The sequence below is a fragment of the Echinicola strongylocentroti genome, from assembly GCF_003260975.1.
GTDB classification, from domain to species: Bacteria; Bacteroidota; Bacteroidia; order Cytophagales; family Cyclobacteriaceae; genus Echinicola; species Echinicola strongylocentroti.
Window position 1 is genome coordinate 3,657,446 of record NZ_CP030041.1, and the last position, 25,445, is coordinate 3,682,890.

12 protein-coding genes are annotated in these 25,445 nt (G+C 47.8%); 11 read left to right on the plus strand and 1 reads right to left on the minus strand.

Translation table 11 applies throughout. The features are described from left to right. The first annotated feature begins 66 nt into the window (after positions 1-66). The 6 genes from DN752_RS14220 (at position 67) to DN752_RS14245 (ending at position 12,481) form a co-directional block, all read left to right on the plus strand. Complete coding sequence (locus tag DN752_RS14220; RefSeq protein WP_112784566.1) at positions 67-1,947, plus strand: rhamnogalacturonan lyase; 1,881 nt, start codon at positions 67-69, stop codon at positions 1,945-1,947. 610 nt (positions 1,948-2,557) lie between these two features. After that, positions 2,558-3,847: a DUF4861 domain-containing protein gene (locus DN752_RS14225; protein ID WP_112784567.1), complete on the plus strand. Its 1,290-nt coding sequence runs from the start codon at positions 2,558-2,560 to the stop codon at positions 3,845-3,847. Between the two features lie 188 nt (positions 3,848-4,035). After that, positions 4,036-4,752, plus strand: coding sequence for a DUF6250 domain-containing protein (locus DN752_RS14230; protein ID WP_112784568.1), 717 nt, complete (start codon positions 4,036-4,038; stop codon positions 4,750-4,752). A 197-nt stretch (positions 4,753-4,949) separates the two neighbouring features. After that, positions 4,950-7,670 (plus strand): exo-rhamnogalacturonan lyase family protein, encoded by a 2,721-nt coding sequence (locus tag DN752_RS14235; protein ID WP_112784569.1) that lies wholly within the window; start codon positions 4,950-4,952, stop codon positions 7,668-7,670. A 317-nt stretch (positions 7,671-7,987) separates the two neighbouring features. Beyond that, on the plus strand, positions 7,988-9,304 hold the full coding sequence (locus DN752_RS14240; RefSeq protein ID WP_112784570.1) for a rhamnogalacturonan acetylesterase: 1,317 nt from the start codon (positions 7,988-7,990) through the stop codon (positions 9,302-9,304). 1,197 nt (positions 9,305-10,501) lie between these two features. After that, positions 10,502-12,481: an alpha-L-arabinofuranosidase C-terminal domain-containing protein gene (locus DN752_RS14245; RefSeq protein ID WP_112784571.1), complete on the plus strand. Its 1,980-nt coding sequence runs from the start codon at positions 10,502-10,504 to the stop codon at positions 12,479-12,481. A gap of 384 nt (positions 12,482-12,865) precedes the next feature. Here the strand turns inward: DN752_RS14245 and DN752_RS14250 are convergent, their stop codons facing one another. Beyond that, on the minus strand, positions 12,866-13,570 hold the full coding sequence (locus DN752_RS14250; protein WP_211324057.1) for a hypothetical protein: 705 nt from the start codon (positions 13,568-13,570) through the stop codon (positions 12,866-12,868). A 419-nt stretch (positions 13,571-13,989) separates the two neighbouring features. On the opposite strand from DN752_RS14250, the gene DN752_RS14255 reads away from it, so the two are divergent. The 5 genes from DN752_RS14255 to galB all read left to right on the plus strand — a co-directional run bounded on the left by DN752_RS14255 (position 13,990) and on the right by galB (position 25,431). Continuing rightward, positions 13,990-15,129 carry a sialidase family protein gene (locus DN752_RS14255; RefSeq protein WP_112784572.1) on the plus strand — a complete coding sequence of 380 codons (1,140 nt, stop codon included), beginning with the start codon at positions 13,990-13,992 and terminating at the stop codon, positions 15,127-15,129. A gap of 106 nt (positions 15,130-15,235) precedes the next feature. Continuing rightward, the gene (locus DN752_RS14260) at positions 15,236-16,156 is read left to right on the plus strand and encodes a sugar phosphate isomerase/epimerase family protein (RefSeq protein ID WP_112784573.1); all 921 of its coding nucleotides are present in this window, start codon (positions 15,236-15,238) and stop codon (positions 16,154-16,156) included. Between the two features lie 105 nt (positions 16,157-16,261). Further along, positions 16,262-19,012, plus strand: coding sequence for an alpha-d-galacturonidase (locus DN752_RS14265; protein ID WP_112786559.1), 2,751 nt, complete (start codon positions 16,262-16,264; stop codon positions 19,010-19,012). Positions 19,013-19,330: 318 nt separating this feature from the next. Then, positions 19,331-22,867 (plus strand): malectin domain-containing carbohydrate-binding protein, encoded by a 3,537-nt coding sequence (locus DN752_RS14270; protein WP_112784574.1) that lies wholly within the window; start codon positions 19,331-19,333, stop codon positions 22,865-22,867. A gap of 134 nt (positions 22,868-23,001) precedes the next feature. Next, positions 23,002-25,431: a beta-galactosidase GalB gene (gene galB, locus DN752_RS14275; protein ID WP_112786560.1), complete on the plus strand. Its 2,430-nt coding sequence runs from the start codon at positions 23,002-23,004 to the stop codon at positions 25,429-25,431. Positions 25,432-25,445 lie beyond the last annotated feature (14 nt).

Consider the following 25,445-nt stretch of genomic DNA (forward strand, 5'->3'; position numbering starts at 1 on the left):
ATACAACACTTCGCAGGAAATACAAACAACGCTAATGTTCGAATTTCCACCATTGAAGAATAAACCATGTTAACCAACTTATTAACCAACGGCAAGGTGATGAACCTTGCCGTTCTATTATCCTTAGGATTGACATATTCCACGTCTGCTCAGCAATCGCGACAAATGGAAAACTTGGATAGGGGCGTCGTCGCTATCCCGACAGAAGCGGGAGGTAACTTTGTCAGTTGGCGGGTGCTAGGCACAGAACCGGAAGAGCTCAGCTTTAACCTGTACCGGATTGCAGCATCCGGAGAAGCCAAAAGACTTAATCCAACACCACTGACCAAATCCAGTAGTTTTTTGGATGAAGAAGCTCCCGAAAAGGAGGTTTCCTATGAAGTAAGGGCCATCATCGATGGCCAAGAACAGCAAGGGATAAAACCTGCCGCTGTATGGGAAGAAGACTTCCTTTCGATATCCCTCCAAACCCCAGAAGGCTATATGCCTAATGATGCTTCCGTAGGCGATCTGAACGGTGATGGCCAATACGAAATCGTGCTCCACCAAGCGGGCAAAACACACGATAATTCCCATAAAGGCCTCACGGATCCACCGATCCTTCAAGCTTATACCCTAGAAGGCGAAATGCTCTGGGAAATCAATTTGGGCAAAAATATCAGAGATGGTGCACACTATACGCAGTTTATGGTCTATGACCTGGATGGCGATGGTAAGGCAGAGGTGGCCTGTAAAACGGCCGATGGTACCACCGATGGCCTAGGAACGGTCATTGGGGATCCTGAAGCAGATTGGCGCAATGAGGATGGTTACATTCTGGAAGGGCCAGAGTTCCTGACGATTTTTGATGGCCTGACCGGCAAAGCATTGGCGACCACTGATTATATTCCTCCAAGATATCCCGGAAAATTACACCCTACGACAGAAGAACTTAAATCCCTATGGGGCGATGGCTATGGCAATCGCATGGATCGTTTTTTGGCTGGGATAGCATACCTGGACGGGGAGCGCCCCAGCTTGATCATGACCCGTGGATATTATACGCGGACGGTACTGGCTGCGTGGAATTGGCGCGATGGAGAACTTTCCGAGGTGTGGACATTTGATAGCGAGGATGGTGATCCGGCGCACAAACCGTATGGTGGCCAAGGCTACCACAGCCTATCTGTAGGGGATATTGATGAAGACGGTAAAGATGAGATTGTGTTTGGTGCCATGGCCATTGATGATGATGGTGCTGGGATTTATAGCACGGGGCTGGGGCATGGAGATGCGCTGCACCTGTCTGATATTGATCCAGAGCGACCAGGTATGGAGGCTTTTGGTATCCACGAACATGTGAAGCACGAGCATGGCACCAATTTAAGGGACGCCGCTACCGGGGAGATTATTTGGTCGTATTCTTCGCCAGATGTGGGAAGGGGTTTGGCCATCGATATAGATCCCCGATACCAAGGATACGAATGCTGGGCTTCTGGTGAAGGGCTGCATGGTCTTTGGAATGTGAAGGGAGAGCAGATTTCAGCAAAAAAACCTCACTCCTGCAATATGGGCATCTGGTGGGACGGTGACTTGCTCCGTGAAATCCTCAATGGTGTGGACATTGACAAGTGGGACTTTGAGAATGAACGTTCCCAAAGGATTTTTACCGGAGAGGATTATCGCATGGCCAAAAACAACGGCACCAAATCCAACCCTGCTTTGTGCGCAGATATCTTTGGAGATTGGCGGGAAGAACTGATCGGAAGGACGGCTGATGGCAGTGAGTTGCGGATTTTCAGCACCACGATTCCTACGGAATACCGCTTTTACACATTGATGCATGATCCAGTATATCGCCTGAGCATTGCCTGGCAAAACGTGGCCTACAACCAACCCGCCCACACTGGCTTTTACCTAGGAGCAGGAATGGCCAAACCACCAAAGCCAAGGATTAGTGTTAAGTAGTGAGTAGTGAGATATGAGATGTGAGACAAAAAATCCAAATTCCCCCTTTTAGGGGTTAGGGGGTAAACGGCTGTGCCCCGGTAAGGGTAGTATTGAGCTTTGGGCTTTTTTGGAGTATAAGGGCTCAGTTTTGGACATGCTGTGATATGGCTCTTGTTATAATCAGGTAGTGAGAGGTGAGATATGAGACGTGAGACATGAGACTAAAAATCCAAACCCCCTTTTAGGGGGTTAGGGGGTTAAGCCGTTGTACCGGGGGCTGTGTCCTCTTTATAATCAGATAGTGAGACGAATTCCTCTCCCGCGCTTTTGTTTGTCCAAAACCCCCATCTTTTAATTTTACACCCTTCCAATTCAAAACCGACCATGACAGACCAGAAGAGTTTCGTCAGTGTTTATGCTTACTTTAAACCCGGAATATGCATTAGCCTATCTGTTGCGACCTGAAACTGCTTCAAAATCAGCCGTTTCACATTAGTTTTCGGCATAACCGTAGCGGTGCTACGCTAATGCCTCCAAACTAACTGATTTTCTTGCAATTTCAGCTCTCACTACGATTCCTAACGCATAATCCGGGTTAAACCCAGAATTTAAAAAAAACACAGACATCATGAAGCATTCTTTTTGGTTAGTTGGTTCGGCAGTTTTATTGGCTTGTGCCTGTAGCCCGGCAAAGAAAGAGGAAAAACCGTTACAGTTTACCGTTACCAATCAAGCGTCACTGGCATTGACAGATAAGCCAGTAACGATCAAAAGGGGCGATATTCCTGGCCTGGAAGGGCATTCCGGCAAATTGCCTTTGGTGATTTCAGCATCGGATACCATTGCCTCCCAGTGGGATGATACCGATGGTGACGGAAGGTGGGACGAGGTGTTTTTTGTCACTGACCTTGCGGCAAATGATACCAAAACCTTTACGGTAGGCTGGGCTGAAGAAGCACCTGAATTTGCCCCGCGCACCAGTGTGCGCTTTGGTAAGCGTGAAGGGGCAGACATTCCAGTTCATCCGGCACTGGCAGACACCTTGCCAGCAGATGGGCTGCCCAAAAGTGTGGGCTACCAGCCTTATCAAACCGACGGCCCTAGCTGGGAAAATGATAAAGTGGGTTTCCGCCACTATTTTGATGGCCGAAATGCCAAGGACCTCTTTGGCAAGAAAACATCCGCCATGAGCCCAGAAGATGTGGGAATCAACAGTGAGGGAGCTGTAGAAGACAATTACCATGTGATGCATGACTGGGGACGGGACATTTTGGCGGTTGGCAATTCAGTCGGTCTGGGAGGTGTCGCTCTGATGATTGACGATGAACCGGCAAGAATGGGCGTTACCGTAAACGATGCTGTCAATAATGTAGAAGAAAGCATTTTCCAAATCGTAAAAGAAGGTCCCGTTCGCTCGGTGATCCAGTACAATTACAATAATTGGCAAACGCATGACCGCAGCTATGATGTGCAGGAAGTAAGCAGCATCTGGCCGGGCATGTATGCTTATAAAAATGCCGTTTCCGTGGATGGAATGCAAGGGGACGAGACACTTTTGGTGGGCTTGGTAAATATCAACAATGATCATGAACTGAGTGAAATCGAAGTCAACGATGATTGGGTGGTGTTATTGACCCATGACCAGCAGAGTTATGAAAAAGAATGGTGGCTTGGTATGGCCCTGATCCTGCCAAAAGCTGTGTACGAGGGGTACACAGAAGCCCCCAAAGAAGGACCACTATCCAATACCTACCTCGCAAAGCTAAAAGTGGACAATGGCAAACCTGTCGAGTATTTTGCTGCTGCAGGTTGGGAACTGTCCGAAGAGCAGTTTACTGACAGGGACTATTTTACCCAATACATCACTCATCTCGTAGAGCAGCTCAGTGCTGAGGTTACGGTGGATTGGGAAGAATAAAGAGATGGTGGTTCTATTCATTGCGAATGGAGCGATAGCGGAGTGAAGCCATCTCATATGATGGAGACGAGAGATCGCTTCGTTTACGATAATCATCCTGACACAGGCGATTCTTTCTCGCAATGAAGGCCTCCCAGTCAACCACTAAATAGAATAAGATACCCGTAACCCATTAAAAAGGTTATAAAATGATAAGAGTATGTTTAATGGTCATCACAGGAATCGTATTGGCGTCCTGTGGGGGCTCCGGTAAAAAGACAGCCACCAGAGAAGTGACTGTCCATACCAACGAGGTGTTGGTAGAAGAGGGTTTTTCCAAGCCGCTGGACAGCAATAGGTGGAAGGTGGAAATGGATGATCAGCCCAATTCCTTAGTGACCGTGAAGGACGGTAAACTGGTGCTGGACACCAAAGGAGGGGTGACGGTTTGGCTTAACCAAAAGCTGGAGGGCAATATTGAAATCACCTACAAGCGGCAAGTGGTGATGGCGGATGGCACCAATGACCGCCTATCTGATCTCAACCAGTTTTGGATGGCCACAGATCCCCGAAATGACAACTTATTTACCCGTGGAGGCAAGTTTCAGGAATATGACTCCCTGAGCATGTACTATGTGGGGTTTGGGGGAAATTATAACGGCACCACCCGTTTCCGTGAATATCAGGGTGATGGCGAAAAAACACTACTCTTTGACCTCGACGATGAAGCCCATCTGCTGAAGCCAAACCATTGGTACACCATCAAAATCAGCGTGGTGGATGGTCTGGTAAGCTACTGGGTGGACGGAGAAAAATTCTTCGAGTACCAGGATGAGACACCACTTACGGAAGGCTACTTTGGCTTCAGGTCCACTTGGTCCAGACATGAGATTGATGATTTGAGGATAATTAGTCTTGAGTCTTGAGATATGAGTCTTGAGACCAATGGCGATGAAGTATCAAGATCAAAAGGTAAGGCTTGAGCGTGTTGTCTCGCTGTATGTGACGCGGGATGTTCGAAGTTGGTGGCTGAGCGGAGCCGAAGCCAGCAACTTCGAACATCCGACATTAAACAATTTTCCCATCTTTCAATAATTACCATAAAACCAAATAACCCAACGCAATGAAAGACTATTCCCCTTCACGAAGAAATTTTGTAAAGCAATCAACCCTATTGTCAGGCGGACTTTATATGGCGCCTCACTTAGCGTCTGCATTTGATACTACGAGAGATATGCCCCTTGAGCCCGTTGAGCTCGGTTGGCTTGAAAATCCTGAAAATAGCCGTTTTGGTGGAGTGACCTTGGGAGTGCCCTGGCCAAAAGGGCAGTTAAGGCAAAGTGACTTTCTGCTGACGAATAGTGCCGGAAAACAACTTCCTGTCCAGAGTTGGCCGTTGGCCTATTGGCCGGACGGCTCTATCAAATGGGCCGGGCATGCCATTTCCCAGCCGATGGATGTGAAGGGCAGTTGGAAGTTGATACCGGGGAAAGGTGTGCGACCGGAAAAGGAAATAGCAGTAGAAGAAACTTCCGCATACATAAAAGTAGATACAGGCCTGATTCAGTGTACGGTGGACAAAAACGGCACTGCTCTACTGAAAAGTGTCACTCGAAATGGTCGGGAGAGCCTAAGAAACGGAAGATTGGTGCTTTTAAAGCAGGACGGGATTCTTGGCGAAGACGAACAGATTGCTACCTCGTTATTTGAAGGAGAGATCAACCAAGTGACGGTAGAACAAAACGGTCCCGTGCGGGCAGTCATAAAAGTAGAAGGAAAACACGAAGCGCCTGAGGGTGAAGGTTGGCTTCCTTTTATTATTCGGCTTTATTTTTATGCCGGAGAGGCCAATATCCGAACGATGCACACCATTGTTTATGACGGTGATGAGCAAAAGGATTTTATCAAAGGCCTGGGGCTGCGTTTTGATGTCCCGATGGAAGATGAGCTGTATGACAGACATGTCCGGTTTGCGGGTAAGGGCGAAGGGATTTTTGGCGAAGCCGTTCGGGGATTGACAGGCTTAAGACGGGATGCTGGCGAAGCTGTTCGGGAAGCCCAAGTAAAGGGAGAGAAAACGCCTCCCGAAAACACCTTTCCGGAAAATGTTCGTTCGAGACTACATTATATTCCCGCTTTTGGGGACTATACCCTTTCACAAACCAGTTCGGATGCGTTTTCCATCAGAAAGCGGACAGCGTCAGGACATTCCTGGCTCAAGTCGGGTTTTGGTGACCGCAGTAGAGGGGCTGGCTATATCGGTGGCCCTGCAGGTGGTGTGGCTTTTGGTATCCGGAACTTTTGGCAGAGCTATCCCGCCCAACTCGACATCAGAAATGCCCATAAGGAAAATGCAGAAGTGACCATGTGGCTTTGGGCACCGGATGCACCGGCGATGGATTTGAGGTTTTATCATGATGGCATGGGGCAAGATACCTACGAAAAGCAGCTGGACGCGCTGAACATTACCTATGAAGATTATGAACCGGGGTTTGGTACAGCAAAAGGTGTGGCCAGGACCAGTGAAATGCAGCTTTGGGTAGAAGGAGAGACGCCTGATCATGAAACCTTTAATGCCATGGCCAATGGAATAGCTACACCTCCCCAGCTGGTGGCATCGCCGGAATACCTCCATCAGATGGGGGTGTTTGGGAAAATTTGGGACCTGCCAGATTCGAGCTCACCGAAGAAAGCAAAGATCGAAGAGTACTTGGAAGACCATTTTGATTTTTACAAAGGCCAAGTGGATGACAGGAGATGGTACGGGTTCTGGGATTACGGGGACGTGATGCACAGCTATGATTTTGACAGGCATACTTGGCGATACGATGTCGGTGGATTTGCCTGGGACAATTCAGAATTGTCCACTGACCTGTGGCTTTGGTATTATTTTCTGCGCACGGGACGGGCAGATGTTTACCGTATGGCAGAGGCGATGACTAGACATACGGGAGAAGTAGATGTGCACCATTTGGGCAAATTTGCACCGCTCGGCAGTAGGCATAATGTGATGCACTGGGGCTGTAGTGCCAAGCAGCTGCGTATCTCCACTGCTGCCAACAGGCGTTTTTATTATTACCTCACAGGCGATGAGCGGGTAGGTGACCTGATGAAGGAGCAAATCAATGCAGTGGCCACGCTCAAAGAAGTACCGCCGACCAGAAAGGTGAGCCGTAAGTCTGTCTGGGAAACCGATGATGATCCCAACCATGTTTATGCTGGGTTTGGTACAGATTACAGTGCAATTGCCGCCGCTTGGCTGACAGAATGGGAAAGGACAGGAGGGGAAGAAATCCGTGAAAAACTCATGAACAGCATGCGTACCATTGCTGCACAGCCAAAGGGCTTCTTCACGGGTGGTAGCCGCTTGGATCTGCGAACAGGCAAATTTGAAATCCAAGAACGTCAGCGGGCATCCGCATCCCATTTGAGTGCAGTATTTGGGCTGATGGAGATCTGCGCTGAACTGATCGAAAATATTGACATGCCTGAATTTAAGGCTGCTTGGCTACAATATTGTGAGATGTACAATGCCACTGATGAAGAGCAGGAAAAGGAACTGGGGAATGCCCTCGGAAAGCTGAACCTCGGCCAGGGGCACAGTCGTCTCACCGCCTATGCTGCCAAACAAAAAGAAGATGCCCAACTGGCAAAAAGAGCTTGGAAGGAGTTTTTTGGTGGAGCTGCTGGGTACCGCTTTGATAAGCCCGAAATCTACGAAGTAAAAGGTGCCGAAGTGCTGCACCCCATGGAAGAAGGCCACCTCTCCACCAATGCCACCGCCCAATGGGGACTGGCTGCGATCCAGTGTTTAGGGTTGGTAGGCGATTATTTGGAGGAGTAGGAGGTTGGAAGGTTGAAGGTTTGTAATGTTGAACCCGAAATCAATGCCGTTTGGTTAAGGATATTTCCCCAGCAATGGGGATCCCTCACCCATTTTAATTTCCACCCGATGGCTACGGCCTAAAAGCGAGTGGGTCTCGCTGTTCCACGACGCGAGCCAACTCGCTTTCTTAACGGCCTCCATCATTGGCTGGAAAACAGCCCTACCACATACCATCACCTACCTACTTCCAAAATCCCACCCTCACAGCAGCGTACAGTTATTGATACATAATTGTTTAATTTTCGCTAAACTTCATTAACCACAATAGACCAACCATGCGTAGTTTATTCTTCTTGGCAGCATCACTTTTATTATTGACAAACCTGACAGCCCAGACCTACAAATTTGATTTTGGCAATGGTGCCGTGGCAAATGGCTATAAACAGGTGCTGCCCGATATGGCGTACAGCGCCGACAGAGGTTTTGGTTTTTTGGAAAGCAAGAAGCTGGAGGCAGTGGACAGGCAAGGAAATGCGCTTAAGGGTGATTTGATCTCCAGCGATGAACCATTCTTCTTTACCGTAGATGTGCCAGAGGGCAATTATGATGTAAAGGTGATTTTGGGCGATAAGGCGGGGACTTCATCCACGACCATTCGTGTGGAGAACCGCCGGCTGATGCTGGATAAGACGGATACCAAAAGAGGAGAACAGGTGAAAGAGCTGTTTTCGGTCCATGTTCGGTATCCTGAAATCGCTGGTACCGATAAGAAAGTCAGGCTCAAGTCCCGTGAATTGGCCTATTTTCATTGGGACCACCAGTTGACCATTGAGTTTAACGGAGATGCACCCAAAGTGGCAGCCGTCGAAATTACGCCCAATACCAAAGCTCCAACGGTCTTTTTGGCGGGAAATAGCACTGTTGTGGATCAGGCCAATGAACCTTGGGCCGCTTGGGGACAGATGTTTCCGGTGTTTTTTAAACCTAGCAAGGCAGTCATCGCCAATCATGCAGAATCAGGTGAAACGCTAAAGGCCTTTAAGGGGGCCGGAAGACTGGAAAATGTGCTTAGTTTGATGAAGCCGGGAGATTACCTGTTTATTGAATTTGCCCATAACGACCAGAAGCCGGGAGGAAGTCACGTGGAGCCTTTTACGACCTATCAAGAAATGATTCGAGAATATGCTGCTGCCGCAAAGGCCAAGGGAGGCATCCCTGTTTTGGTCACTTCCATGCATAGAAGGAGGTTTGACGAAAATGGCAAGATCATCAATACACTCGATGATTATCCCGAAGCCATGCGACAACTGGCCAAGGAAGATGGGATAGCCTTGATCGACCTGAATGCGATGAGCAAAGTCTTGTATGAGGCCTGGGGTGTGGAGGCATCCAAAAAGGCATTTGTCCATTTTCCGGCAGGGACATTTGAAGGACAAAGCGAGGACTTTGCGGACAATACCCACTTCAGTACTTATGGTGCTTACCAATTGGCCAGATGTGTGGTGGAGGGGCTAAAGCAAACTGATCTAAAGCTGAAAAAATACCTTAAGAAAGGTATTCCAAGCTATGATCCCGCAAACCCACCTTCCTTCGAGGATTTTTATTGGCCACTGAGCCCAAAGGTGTCGGTGATCAAGCCGGATGGTAATTGAGTGACAAGTAGCAAGATAGAGCAAAGAGAAAAGGAGAAAGAAAAAAGGTTCACCCGAGAGTTCCGTATTCCCACCCAGGGCAAGGCAAGCGCATTTAAAAACCTCAGTTCGATTATAAAACCGTTTCCGTACAGTGGTCGGAACATGCACTGCGAGGCTTAGGGGGGAGATTTGAGGAGTGGAAGCCGTGGCTGTCTTCGTATTTGGGGATTGCCACACCCTTTTCCAACCCACATCCTCCTAAAAAGGGTTCGTAATGACGCTTTTTATACTAAAAATAAGTCGAGTTCAGGTTAAAAAAAGTATCCCAGTTTGAATATATCTGTCGTTCCTACGGAACTTACCTTTTTGTGTGTAATCATTTTTTGTTGTCACCAGCACCTTCTATATGACCCTCCGCCAAAGGCGGATTAGGCAGAGTGCTCAGTTGCTAATGTGTATTCAGGGTTTAACCTCAACCAAGCCAACCACTATACATGAGCAGATAGGTGCGATGGCTCGTCCGATCCAAATCCATTAATCATTCTTCAACCTATCCCGCCATTCGGCAATCTAGTGTCAAGCCAAACCTAAACCTACGTGTAACCCGGTGTGTCTTTTGGCCTATCTCTACGTTGCAAAAAGACTTCCTTAGCTACGGCTAGGGGCATTTTTTGCGCCTTGATCTCGTCCAAAATCCACTACCGCCTTACCCGTCATTTAAGCGTTGACTTGACCCTAGGCTACTGCGGTTTCCAATGTACAAATCAGGGCAAAGTGCCAGCGGCACGATAAATTTTGTAACCTGCGGATTCATCCGCAGGAGCTTAAGGTCTCCTCAACCTCCCGAAGGAGTGCCAGCGGCACGGATGATAGCTATGCCTACACGAAAATTGTTTTCCTTCAAAACACTAAACGCGTTTGCCCTGTTATTCCACTCTTCGACATGCTCATGATGGGAATACGGAACAGCATCATTCAGTTAGCTACTCCACACTTGCCAGTGCTGGGGCAAAGACCCAGCACAACCCAGAAAAGCACAAAGACATTCTTTAGATAGGAGAGGTGAGTATTGCGTCTTGTCTCCTATCTAAAGGCTCAAAACTCACGTCTATTTTAAGTGTATAAAAAACATTTAATTATTTTTTCTTATATTGAGCTCTACTAGTCTCACCTAGAGGCAGCGAATAAATTTAAATCTAATTATAACCTAAACCCATGAACAAATTTAAACCCCTGATGCTTGGGGTGGTGATGTCATTAGCGCCATTCATTGCCCAAGCCCAAGATGAACCTACAGTTTTAGCGGTAGATCTAGACGAAAAAACCGCCGATATCGCCCCGACCATGTGGGGATTGTTTTTTGAGGATATCAATTTTGCCGCCGATGGTGGATTGTATGCGGAGATGATCAAGAATTACTCCTTTGAGTTTGAAAACCCCATGATGGGCTGGAACAGAGTGGAGGATCATGGAGCAAAAGGTTACGTGTTTAACCAAAACCACGAGGCTACTGGAGCCAACCACAAGTACCTTCGCATGCAGCGCCTCAATGAAGAAGGTAACTTCGGCCTTCATAATGAAGGTTTTCGCGGCATGGCAGTCAAAGAGGGATTAAAATATAGGCTGACATTTATCGCCAAAGTGGCCAAAGGCGACAACCTCACCGTCACCGCCAAACTGCTCAACAAAGATCAAGTGATCGGAGAAGGATCGGTAAGTGGGTTTAATAGCCAATGGGCCGAATATGAGATCGAAATGACCGCTGCTGAAACCTTGGATGGGGTTAACTTTCAGATTTTGTTGGAAGGAAAGGGAGAGCTGGACGTGGATATGATCAGCATGTTTCCGGAAGATACCTGGAAAGGCCGTGAAAGAGGCTTGAGAAAAGACCTGGTACAACTATTGGCGGACATGAATCCGGGTTTCTTACGTTTCCCCGGTGGGTGTATTGTAGAAGGTTTTGATCTGGAAAACCGCTATCAGTGGAAAAAAACCATTGGTGAAATGGAAGACAGGGAAGTGATGAAAAACCGCTGGAACATTGAGTTTGCACACCGTACCACACCGGATTATTACCAGTCTTTTGGGATTGGTTTTTTTGAGTATTTTCAGCTTTCTGAGGACATTAATGCAGAGCCATTGCCGATTTTGAGCTGTGGATTGGCCTGCCAATTTAATACTGGCGAACAAGTGCCGATCGGTGCGTTGGACCAATATGTGAATGATGCGTTAGACCTGATTGAGTTTGCCAATGGCCCTGTGGACAGTGAGTGGGGAGCCAAGCGGGCAGAGATGGGGCATCCTGAGCCCTTTGACCTGAAATTTATCGGAGTGGGCAATGAAAACTGGGGCCCTCAATATATCGAAAGGGCCAAGGTCTTTGAAAAAGCCATCAAGGCGGCTTATCCAGAAATGACGATTGTTTCTACTTCTGGTCCATTTCCCGAAGGAAGGGAGTTTGAATACCTCTGGGGTGAGCTCAGAAAAATGGATGCGGAACTGGTAGATGAGCACTACTACCGACCACCATCTTGGTTCCTGGAAAATGCCAGCAGGTACGATGACTATGACCGCAATGGTCCGAAAGTATTTGCCGGAGAGTATGCCGCCCACAGCACCACGGTAAGTGAAGATTTCAAAAGGAACAATTGGGAAGCGGCGATGTCTGAAGCAGCTTTTATGACTGGACTGGAGCGAAATGCGGATATCGTGCGCTTGGCGTCTTATGCACCGCTTTTTGCACATGTGGACGGATGGCAGTGGAATCCCGATCTGATTTGGTTCGATAATCTACGTTCTTACGGCACCACCAATTACCATGTACAGAAGCTATTCTCTACCAATCCTGGCACGGCAGTCGTACCGATCACATCAGCGGGTGAAAGCCTGGCCGGAGAGGAAAATTTGTATGCCTCTGCCACCATTGATGAAAACACCAATGAGCTGATTTTCAAAGTGGTCAACACCTCTCCTGAACCCAAGGAAATCACGATCAAACTGGACGGGAAGTATAAGGGTAATGGTCAAGGGACTTGGCTGGAAATGGCCAATGACGACCTAGAGGCCTACAATTCTTTGGATAACCCAATGGCTGTCAGTCCAAAAACTAGGACGTTCGAAGTCAAAAAGAAAACGATCCAGCTGACACTCAACGGTCAATCAGTGAATGTCGGCAAGGTGAAGCTGAGTAAGTAATTATTTTGTCCACGGATTGCACGGATTTTTCTATTCATATCAATGCTAATCCGTGGACATTTTTTAAGTGATTTTTTTTCAACTAATGATTATTGGCCAAAATTAATTAGCCACGGCCATCGGTCCTCTGTAATTTGCCTTAGATACGTCACATTTGATCAATTAAATTTTCAAAAACCGGCTTCGGCAGATTAGGCTATGCATAATCCTTTCTTTGCCCTTGTTCAGTACCTACGGCACCGTAGGGATGCTGATTCAATTTCTGTTACCAAGCTAATGCTCCTAGCGGAGCACCCTTCTGCTCGCTAAAATGGTGAGGTAGGTGTCCTGGCCAATGCCGTTTAGTGAAGAAACATGATGCAACATGAAATACTGGATGGTAGACTATTCTTCTACGTCACTTTCTTCATAGCGTACCACTTCCGCATCAAACTCCGCTTCCATAAATTCATCTCTGCCCATCCAGTATTCTGAGGTGATGAACCTGTACTGCTGATCGTTAAGTGCTTTTAATTCCCAAATAATGGAATCGGCTTCTGGAAAAGGCTTTTTGCCCTCAAGCTGATCAGGGAAAAGACGCTTGATAACATTGCTTTCGTTCAGTGTTTTTTGTAGTGCTTTTAATACAATTTCATTGGAAATTTCAGCCTTTTCACCACTGGTTTGCTTTATTTCAAACTCTACGATGGAAGCCTTGGCACAAGGGAATTTGCCATTATAGGATTTATAAAGCAGTTGGTTTATCATAAAAAGTTGATGATGGAGGTCTATTTCAGGATATTCTTCAGAGATTTTATCTGTCAGCATATCATGCGAAATTTGCTCTATTTGGCCTTCATTGAGTCTGTCCGAAAGTTTATAATCCAGCACAATGGCAGCGGCTTCTTCCGGTTCAAAATCAGTAACGGCCATGGCCAGTAGCTCTTTCAGCTCTTCGGGTTTAGACTCCGCTGCATCTGGAAAACCAAAGCGGTCTAACAATTGTACGAAGTCCTGGTTTGACCAACTGTCAGGTAGTTGCTCGACGGTTTTCACATCGTTGATGACGATATGTAAAATAATCTTGTCTGTGTTTGGTGAGTTGCTCATAATAAAGTTTTTAAATTAAATAATTATCGAGTTTGTGTTTTGTTGTTACTCCTTTCTGATTTTAAAAAGTGTGGTTTAGTATCGAATAACGTAAAGCTATTAAGATTGTTCTTCGCATAAACTATAATGTTGTGCTACCGCCAATTGCCCCAATAGCCGTCGCTAGTAACGAAGGCTTAACGAGCAGGGCACTTGCAATGCACGAATATTTTAAAGAGCAATACAAATGCCAAGCTTGTAAATTCCTCGTTGTAAACAAGGAATAGAGTAGTAGTAGGTAGTATTCATGGATATATCCAACAGACTATTTGACGGGAAGGTACAGGATAGCAGCTTGTGCGGTTCTTTCTAACTTGTTCGTGATACTGGGGACTCCCTGTGATTTTTGTTGGACAACTAACCCAAAATTAATACATATTATGAACAAGAAATACCTTTGGATATACTGCTTATCCTGTTTGCCGATACTGTTTTCCTGTGCGGGAGAAAAGCAAAAAGTGACGTGGAGGGATGGAATCGTCGTGGATGAATTCATCTACGAAGAAGCCCCTTACCCCTCTTGTCACGCCTCCACTATAGCCGAAACCCCCGAAGGACTGGTGGCTGCTTGGTTTGGTGGTACCCACGAACGGAACCCTGACGTAGGCATCTGGGTGAGCCATAGAAAAGACGGCAAGTGGACCGAATCCGTGGAAGTGGCCAATGGCATCATCAATGATACTTTGCGCTATCCCACTTGGAATCCCGTGCTCTACCAAGTACCCGATGGAGACCTGCAGTTATATTACAAAGTAGGTCCGCACCCATCTCAGTGGTGGGGCATGCTGATCACCTCTGCTGATGGTGGCCACTCGTGGTCTGCACCCAAAGCACTTCCTGACAGTGCCATCGGGCCTGTAAAAAATAAGCCAGTGCTATTGGATAACGGTGACCTGATCGCTCCTTCCAGCACGGAAGGGAATGGATGGAATATCCATTTTGAAGTGACTTCTGACTTTGGCGACACCTGGGAGAACGTAGGCCCAATCGCTCGGGGAGCAGATGATATCAATGCCATACAGCCAAGCGTGCTGGACCACGGTAATGGAAAGCTTCAGATTTTGGCCAGAACACGTAACCGGGCTATTGGGGCCTCTTGGTCAGAAGATTATGGCCAGACTTGGACACCAATGGAGAAGTCCAATTTGCCCAATAACAATTCAGGAACGGATGCCGTGACTTTGGAAGATGACCGTCACCTGTTAGTGTACAATCACGTATTGCCTCCAGGGGAGAAAGCAAAAGGACCCAGAACTCCCCTTAATGTGTCCGTATCAGAAGATGGGATCCACTGGAATGCTTCCTTGATCCTGGAAGATTCGGAGATCAGCCAATATTCTTACCCTTCCATCATCCAATCTTCCGATGGGATGGTGCATATCGTCTACACATGGAGACGTGAGCGCATCAAGTACGTGCAAATCGATCCCAGCAAATTGACCACCTTACCGATCAAGGACGGCCAATGGCCAAAACTTCCCAACGAAAACACCACAATGGAGGAAGCAGCTACGGAGTAGGATAGCATCAAGTAACAAGTACGAGGAATAAAGTACTTAGTATTGACTGCCTGTTGAATCTATAATCTTTCAACCTTCCAATATTCCAATCTTCAAATTTTAAGTCGTGAGCAATACATCCAATAATAGAAGAAATTTCATCAAATCCCTGGCCGTAATGGGCACGGGTATTTTATCTGGTCAAGTACTTTCTGCCTGTTCTTCCAGCCGCGGAATGGCAATGGCAGGAGAAGAACGGTATAAAATAGCCGTCTGTGACTGGATGATCCTGAAACGCCAAAAACTCAGTGCCTTTGCCCTTTCCAATGAAATCAATGCCGATGGTATTGAGTTGGACATGGGGGGATTGGGAAATCGGGAGACCTTTGACAGTAAACTGGGGGATCCGGCAGTGCGGAAAGAATTTCTGGCCGAAGCCAAAGAGCAAGGGGTGGACATTAGCTCCATCGCCATGTCGGGTTTTTATGCACAGTCATTTGCGGAGCGTCCTACCGTACCACGTATGGTGCAGGATACCGTGGACACCATGGAAGGAATGGACGTAAAAGTAGCTTATTTGCCGCTAGGCGTCCAGGGAGACTTGGTGAAGCATCCTGAGCTGCGCCCGGCCATCGTGGAGAGGCTAAAAATGGCCGGCGCCAAAGCACAGGAAATCGGTGGTGTCATTGCCGTAGAAACGGCCTTGGATGCTGCTGGAGAGGTAGCACTGCTGGAAGAAGTGGATTCGCCAGGGGTAAAAATCTGCTTTAATTTTGCCAATGCCATTAAGAACGGAAAAGATATTCCGAGTGAGCTGAAAACCTTGGGAGCGAATAATATTGCCCAGATCCATTGCTCCAATACCGATGGAGAACTGATCGAAAATGACCCTGCACTGGATATGCCGACCATTAAGAAAACCCTGGATAAGATGGGCTGGTCCGGTTGGCTGATCATCGAACGGTCCCGGGATACAGATGATGTCCACAATGTCCGCGCAAATTATGGCGGGAATGTGGCTTATATGAAGTCGGTGTTTCAAGCGTGATAGTTACCTCATCCATCATACCAAGTTAGAGGCGTAATGAGGCAAACTTGTTTTCTATAATGGGGAGTGGTACTTCTCCCCACCTTCACCCAAAAACTAACCGAAATGAAACTATTGACTCCCTTTCTGTTTTTGATTTTGCTGATAGGCTGTCAGCCGGAAGCAGAGCAAATCACCATTCTCCTTTCCGAAAATGCTTCCAATAGGGCCAACTTTGGAGCCGAAAAGCTAACCAAGGCACTGGAAGCTTCAGGCGCGTATACCGTACAGCTGGCGAAGCTCGGCAGTACGGATTCCAAGGGAAAAACCATTGTCGTAGCAGAACAGAATGATCCTGCACTGGCACAATGGAAGCAGGATCACTCATGGAAAGAGCCGAAAGAAGAACTTGCTGAAAAAGAAGCTTTTCAGATCAGCAGTGCAAGGGACAATATACTGTTGGTAGAAGGGGTAGATCCCTCGGGAGCACTTTATGGTGCCGATGAACTGAGTGATCAGCTTAAGGAGACAGGGAAGATTGATTTTCAGCAGCAGCTTACGGATGGACCAGAGATGGTGCTTCGCGGAGCGTGCATCGGTTTGCAAAAACTTTCTTACTTACCTGGAAGGGGAGTGTATGAATATCCGTACACACCTGAAAATTTCCCATGGTTTTATGATAAAGAACACTGGATAGATTATTTGGACATGCTGGTAGAAAACCGCATGAACTCCCTCTACCTATGGAACGGTCACCCTTTTGCCTCACTGGTGAGGTTGGAGGATTATCCTTTTGCGGTGGAGGTGGACGATGAGACATTCAAGAAAAATGAAGAAATGTTTCGTTTTATCACAGAGGAAGCCGATAAGCGTGGCATTTGGGTGATTCAGATGTTTTACAATATCATCGTGTCCAAGCCTTTTGCTGAGCACTATGGCATCGAGACCCAAGACCGTAGTCGCCCGATCATTCCGTACATCGCGGATTACACACAGAAATCCATTGCGGCTTTTATCGAAAAATACCCCAATGTAGGCCTTTTGGTCGCCTTGGGCGAAGCCATGTCTGGTGAGGAGAATGACGTGAAGTGGTTTACCGAAACCATCATTCCCGGTGTCCAGGACGGCCTGAAGGCAATAGGAAGAACCGATGAGCCACCCATCATTCTGAGAGCCCACGATACCAATGCTCCTTTGGTCATGGAAAAGGCATTGCCGCTCTACAAAAACCTCTACACCACCCACAAATACAACGGGGAATCCCTGACGACTTACCAACCCCGAGGACCTTGGACAGCCATCCACAAGAGCCTTAGCGCTAAAGGAAACATCCATATTTCCAATGTACACATTTTGGCCAACTTGGAGCCCTTCCGGTATGGCTCACCGGATTTTATCCAGAAAAGTGTGCAAGCCATGCACGATGTCCATGGTGCCAATGCACTCCACCTTTACCCGCAGGCTTCCTATTGGGACTGGCCATATACCGCAGATAAAACCGAAAGTGGGGAGAGACTGCTGCAGATCGACCGTGACTGGATATGGTACAAAGCCTGGGGCCGCTATGCGTGGGACTGCCGAAGAAGCCGAGAAGATGAAATGGCCTATTGGGGAGAGGTACTTGGGGAAGAGTATGGTGCTGGTAAAGAGGCCGGCCGCCAGATCTTGACTGCCTATGAAGAAACGGGTGAAATAGCACCGAAGTTATTAAGGAAATTTGGCATCACCGAAGGCAACCGCCAGACCCTGTTGCTAGGTATGTTTGGCAGCCAATTGGTCAATCCGTACAAATGGCGGGTATATCCGGGCTTTCACTCTTCCTGTGGACCATTGGGAGAAATCCTAATCGAATATGCCGAAAAAGAGCAGAACGGAGCACCTCATGAAGGGGAGATCCCGCCGCAGCTTATCGAAGAAGTAGTGGCACACGGCCGCAAGGCGGTGGAGGCCATTGATGCGGCAGCTCCTTCCGTAAAAGCCAACGAAGAGGAATTTGCGCGGTTGCGAAATGATGTCCATAGCTATAACGTGTTTGCCCAGTTTTTCTCAGAAAAGGTGAAGGGCGCCATGGAGGTATTGGAGTTTAAGTATTCCGGGGATGTGGCAGACCTAGAGGAGGCCTTGCCCCATCTGGAAAAAAGCGTAGCCCATTACAGGGACTTGGTGGAGCTGACAAAAGATGCCTACCTCTATGCCAACAGCATGCAAACATCCATGCGAAGAATTCCGATAGGAGGCGATGAAGGCAATAACAAACACTGGGTAGAGCTGCTGCCGCACTATGAAAAGGAATTGGCCAGTTTCAAGAGAAATATTGCTCTACTGAAAGACTCCAAAGACGGACAGCGGCCGGATGTGGAAGTAACTCCATGGAAAACGGTGGAGGTGGATTTGGGCTTGGATGCTGCCCGGTTTTCTGTGCGGGAAGGCCAGAAGGTTTTTACAGATGATCCGGGCAAAATCATTCAGCTGGCCGATGAGCTCAAAAGTCTCAAGGGCTGGATGCTGTCTTCCGAAAAGCTGGACGATGAAGGAATCACGCTGGAATTTCACAATGATCAACCCATAAAATTGGTAATGGGGTATTTCAATACGGGCGACAAGCACTTTCTGACACCACCCACACTGGAAACCAATGCCATGGGCAATATGCGCGGAGAAGCGGAAGTCCAGCTGGCCAACGCCCTGCAGATCGAAGGCTTGCCGCCGGTGAATATCCATACCTATGAATTTGAAGCAGGAGAAAATAAATTGACGCTGCAAGATGGCAAAGTGCTTTTTCTAGGAGCGATCGATGCCAATCAGGAAATCACTTCAAGGGATGTGGGGCTGATAGATGAGGAGCAGAAAGTGGCCGTGGACTGGGTTTTTTATTAGGAGAAACTGGATAGGAGATGGGAGACGTGAGACTTGAGATTTGAGACAAATGTATATCCTCCCCGCCGCGGCGGGGAGGTTAGGTGGGGTTATTTTGGAGCAAAGAGAAACACAATAGGATTTTAGTAAATGACTAGCGATTACAACAATTGACAATGAAAACTAATATTAATCTGGTCAACACTAATCAGGGAAGTACAGTATGAAATGCAGTGGCGTAGTTCTTTTGATAATATAGGTTTGCCAGGGCTGTTCGGGATTTGCAATCCCGAACCCATAATTAAGGGGGATTTGTAATCCCCAAAAATAATATCAGAAATGAAGAAGATAAGCACTCGTATTCTATCAGTATTGATGCTTTTTTGGGGATGTACCTTCTCTGTAAAGGCCCAAGAGGTGCGGAAAGAGATTTCGCTGAACCAAGGCTGGAAAACCATCGCTTCCGGAGTGGCGCCATTGCAAGAAGAGGGGTTTGAAGAAGCTGATTTTGACGCCAGCGACTGGCTTACTGTGGATGTACCACACAACTGGGATCAATATGAAGGCTTCCGGCGAATGAAGCACGGCAATCGTCATGGAGCCGCTTGGTACCGAAAGGATTTTAGGCCCAGCTCTGAAAACGAAGGAAAGCGACATTTTTTGTATTTTGAAGGAGTAGGTTCTTATGCCACCGTCTGGGTAAATGGCGAGCTTGTGGGCAAGCACGATGGTGGCAGGACCACTTTTACTTTGGATATAACCGATGCGCTGCATTTTGGAGCGGAGAATACCATTGCCGTAAAGGCCGATCATCCGGCGTGGATAGCGGATTTGCCTTGGGTATGTGGCGGCTGCTCTGGAGAGTGGGGCTTTTCGGAAGGCTCACAGCCCATGGGGATCTTCAGGCCAGTGACACTGGTGGTGACGGATCCTGTTCGTATCGAACCTTTTGGGGTGCACATCTGGAATGATGAAGAGATCTCTGCCGAATCAGCCAAGCTGCATGTTACCACAGAGCTCAAGAATTACGGTGCCTCTACCAAAGAGGTCAACGTCGTCAATCGGTTGTTGGATGCCAAAGGGAATGAAGTAGACCGGCAGGAAGATTACCTTTCCTTGGCACCGGGAAAGTTGGACACGATCCGCCAAACATCAGCCATTATCCAGCAGCCCAAGCTTTGGTCACCTGCCAATGCCTACTTGTACACCATGGAAACCGAGGTGTACGAGGGAGGGCAGTTGATTGATAAAATAAGCACTCCATACGGTATCCGTTGGATCAGTTGGCCAGCAGGTCGAAAGGATGGTGACCATCGTTTCTTTATTAACGGAAAGCCGTTATTTGTCAACGGCATTTGTGAATACGAGCACCTGATAGGAATGAGCCATGCCTTTACCGATGAGCAGGTAGCCTTTCGGGTAGCGCAGATGCAGGCAGCTGGGTTCAATGCCTTCCGCGATGCCCATCAGCCCCATAATTTCAAGTACCACGAAGCTTGGGACAGGGAGGGGATCTTGTTTTGGACGCAGTTTTCAGCACACATCTGGTACGATACGCCCGAGTTTAAAGCGAATTTTAAAAAACTATTGCGTGAATGGGTAAAGGAGCGGCGCAACAGCCCGTCGGTGGTGCTTTGGGGATTGCAGAATGAAAGCACCATTCCCAAGGCATTTGCAGAAGAGTGTACCCAAATCATTCGTGAGATGGATCCTTCCACTTCTTCCCAGCGGCTGGTCACTACCTGTAATGGCGGGGAAGGAACCGACTGGAACGTCATCCAAAACTGGTCAGGAACCTATGGCGGTGATCCCCAGCAGTACGGGGAGGAGCTTAGCGAGCAAATCTTGAATGGGGAGTATGGCGCTTGGAGGACCTTGGACTTGCATACCGAAGGGCCATTTGACCAAAAGGGAGCCTATAGCGAAGACCGTTTTTACCAACTAATGCAAATCAAGGTACGAGAAGCAGAAGAGCATAAGGACAGCCTTGTCGGCCAATTTCACTGGCTTTTTAATTCCCATGAAAATCCAGGTAGGATCCAGAACGGAGAGGCTTACCGAGACATCGACCGTGTGGGACCGGTGAATTATAAAGGCTTGGTGACCCCATGGGAGGAGCCTACTGATACCTATTACATGTACCGTTCAGAATATGCTCCCGCGGCTTCTGAGCCGATGGTGTACCTCGTCAGCCACACTTGGCCGGATCGCTGGACCGAGCCGGGGCTTAAGGACAGCGTGGTGGTGTTTTCCAATTGCGACGAAGTGGAGCTGTTTAACGGTGTCAATGGACAATCCCTCGGGAAGAAATCCAATCCAGGCATGGGCAGTAATTTCCAATGGGATCAGGTAAATCTGCAATATAATGTCCTCAAGGCAGTGGGCTACCGTAATGGACAGGCAGTCGCGGAAGATATGATCGTACTTCACCATTTGCCCAAAGCACCTGATTTTGACGAATTGGTGGAGGATACCGACGTGCTCCGGTCAGCGCAAGGATATCATTACCTCTACCGGGTAAATGCCGGCGGGCCTGATGTTACAGACCATTTTGGAGAACATTGGCAGGCGGATGTCCAGCGGAAGGATGAACGCTCATGGGGTTCACTTTCTTGGACAGATGATTTTGAGGATTTACCGGCTTTCTATGCCAGTCAGCGCAGAACCTTCGATCCCATTGGCGGTACAGCTGATTGGGGATTGTTTCAGACATTCCGATACGGCAAGCATAAGTTGCGATATGAATTTCCTTTGCCGGATGGGGAGTATTTGGTGGAGTTGTATTTTGTGGAGCCTTGGTACGGAACTGGGGGTGGATTGGATGCAGAAGGTTGGCGGGATTTTGATGTGGCCATCAGTGGAGATACGGTATTGGAGCAGTTGGATATATGGCAGGAAGTGGGGCATGACCATGCATTGAAAAAAGTGGTGAAGGGCCATGCCAAGGACGGTTTGTTGACCATTAGCTTTCCGAAAGTCACCGCAGGGCAAGCGGTGATCTCCGCAATTGCCATTGCCAGTAAGTCTGAAGGAGCCACAGCGGCACCTGCATCATCCAAGACCATTGCTGATTTTTACTCCTCCCTTCCAGCGGCCAGTGTGCAGTCGTGGTTGGATACCGGTCAGCCACAATATGCTGATAAAACCACGGCCTTCAGTCGATTGCCCTATGCATTATTTGGCGCAGATTGGGTAAGGTTCCCCGCTGATGCCAAGAAGGTGTCTGGGAAATTACAAGCATTGGAAGCATCCACTTTGTATGTGTTATTGGACAGTGCCATCGCGTCATTGCCAGAGTGGATGGCGGGTTTTGAACAGGCGACAGATGAGCTTGCCGTCAACGGCCGGGGAGATTACTTTAAAGTGTATGAAAAAGCCTTAAAGCAAGGCGAAGAATTTGCCTTTGGAGAGAATGGTTCGGTGCAAAGCGGTAACGCTGCCATGTACAGTTTGGTATTGGTACCGAGGTATGAGATGGGGGACGGTGAGGAAAAACGCCCAGTGGAAGAACAAGAGGCTGAGGCGGCGCTGGTAGAAGGTGAAGTCACTGCTGGAAACTTTAAGAAAAGCGATTATATAGCCTTTGAAGGGGAGAACACCTTCTCTTGGGAAGTCAATCCCGGACTGGCAGGCACTTTCCTGATCCGGTTCAGGTATATGAACAATGACGATCATCCCAAAAAGGTAAGGCTACGCATCACCGCTTCCAATGGCGTGGTGATGCGGGACGATTTAATTGAGTTTCCTGTGGCGGATGTAAAATGGAAAATCCTGAACACTACTTCTGGAGGGCAGCTAAATGCCGGGAAATACACCATTACACTTTCTGGAGAAGGACTAAAAGGACTTTGGTTGGATCGGGTGGAATTTCAATAGGATACAATGATCAAACCCGCATTAGATTTTCTAGTTCGAATGGCGGGTTAAATGCCAAAACTTTCAAAAAATGCAGTGAGTGTCCTATTTTACTAATATCTTAATGGGACGGTTAGAGGCCAAATATGAATAACATGCAAAAAATCCTGAGTTTTATTCTTGTACTTTCACTAGCTGTGGTCAGCTGGAATTGTTCTTCCTCAGAGGACAAGGAAAGACAAGTCATTGATTTTAATAACGGCTGGCATTTTCAACTAGGAGATCATCCCAATGCCATCAGCGCAGATTTTGATGTGTCCAATTGGCGGGAGCTGAACCTTCCCCATGATTGGAGTATCGAGGGCAGTTTCAGTGAGGACCATCCCACCAAGCCAGAAGGCGGAGCATTGCCTGCAGGAATAGGCTGGTATAGAAAAGCATTTAGACTGCCCACCGAGGCAAAGGAACAAAGCATATGGATCGAGTTTGATGGCATCTATAGAAACGGAGAAGTATGGATCAATGGCCACCGGCTAGGAATACGGCCAAATGGCTACAGCTCTTTCAAGTATGACTTAAGCGAATACTTGAATTACGGGGATAATGTAAACGTATTGGCCGTTCGTGTGGATAATTCGCAGCAGCCCAATTCACGCTGGTACACTGGGTCGGGGATTTATCGAAACGTACGCCTGATCCGTACCGGTAAAGTCCATGTGGAACACTGGGGCACCTATATCACCACCCCTGAAATCACAGACTCATCGGCTACTGTAACTATGGAAGTAATGGTGAAAAATGAGGGAGCCAATGAGCGGAATTTGACGGTTCGGTCGACGATCTTGGATGCTGATGGCGAAGAAGTGGCCCAAGAGGAACATCCCTTATCCCTTGGTAAAGGTGAAAGTGCAGATATCATGCAACAATTTACTGTTCCTTCTCCTAAATTATGGTCCACAGAGGATCCTTATTTATACAAGGTGGTCACTCAAGTTTTTGCAGGAATGCAGCTGATGGATGATTACCAAACCCCCTTGGGAATTCGGTATTTTGAATTTGATGCTAAGAAAGGCTTTTCCTTAAATGGCAAGCCAATGAAAATCCTGGGCGTTTGTAACCATCATGATCTTGGGGCATTGGGCGCAGCAGTGAATAGGCGAGCCATCGAAAGGAGATTGGAAATCCTCAAAGAAATGGGTGTAAATGCCATTAGAACGGCTCATAATCCTCCGGCTCCTGAGCTCTTGGAGCTTTGCGATGAGATGGGTTTCATTGTCCAAGATGAGGCGTTTGACGTGTGGAAAAAGAAAAAGGTGGATGCCGACAGCCATTTGTTTTGGGATGAATGGCACCGTCGGGATTTGGAAGATTTGATCCTGAGGGACCGCAACCACCCATCCATTATGATGTGGAGTATCGGCAATGAAATCAGGGAGCAGTTTGACAGTACAGGGATCAGCATCACCAAGGAACTGGTGAGGATAGTGAAGAGTCTCGATACGACGAGAGTAGTGACCTGTGCCCTTACAGAGAATATCCCTTCCAAGAATTTCATTTATCAATCCAAAGCCCTGGACCTTCTGGGGTTCAATTATAAGCATAAAGACCATAAAAAATTCCCGAAATGGTACCCAGGAGAAAAGCTCATCGCAACAGAAAACATGTCAGCCTTGGCCACTCGTGGACACTATGATTTCCCGTCGGATACCATTATGAGATGGCCTCAATCATACGATAAGCCATTGGAAACGGGGAATGAAGACTGGACGGTCTCGGCCTACGACCAGGTGTCCGCTTACTGGGGCAGCACCCATGAAGAGACATGGAAATCCATCAAGGACCAGGATTTCATGGCCGGACTTTTTGTGTGGACGGGCTTTGACTATTTGGGGGAGCCGATACCTTACCCTTACCCAGCACGAAGTTCTTATTTTGGCATAGTGGATTTGGCTGGATTCCCCAAAGACTCCTACTACATGTACAAAAGCGAGTGGACTTCTGACACGGTGCTTCATGTTTTTCCTCACTGGAACTGGGAAGAGGGGCAAGAGGTGGATGTATGGGCGTATTATAACCAAGCGGAAGAAGTGGAATTGTTCCTGAACGGGGAATCACTGGGAACCAAACAAAAAGAAGGTGATGACCTTCATGTGATGTGGCGCGTACCTTATGAGCCAGGAACACTCCGGGCGGTATCCAAAAAAGACGGCAAGTCTATACTGGAAAAGAAAGTCTTCACCGCGGGAGATGCCCAAAAGGTCACATTGGCCCCAGATCGTAAGACCATCAAAGCAGATGGGAAAGACCTTTCTTTTATTACCGTGAGCATCTGTGATATGGATGGTAATATGGTGCCCAATGCCAATAATATGGTCAATTTCGAAATCCAGGGAGAGGGAAAGATCATGGGCGTGGACAATGGCTACCAAGCCAGTCTGGAACCTTTTAAGGCCAATTACAGGAAAGCATTTAATGGAAAATGCCTACTGATCGTCCAGTCTACTGGCAAGGCAGGGAGCATTTCTGTTCGAGCCACATCCGAACACCTTCAGCCAGGGGAGGTTGTCTTGGAGACGGTGGATTGAGGGATGATAAAGCA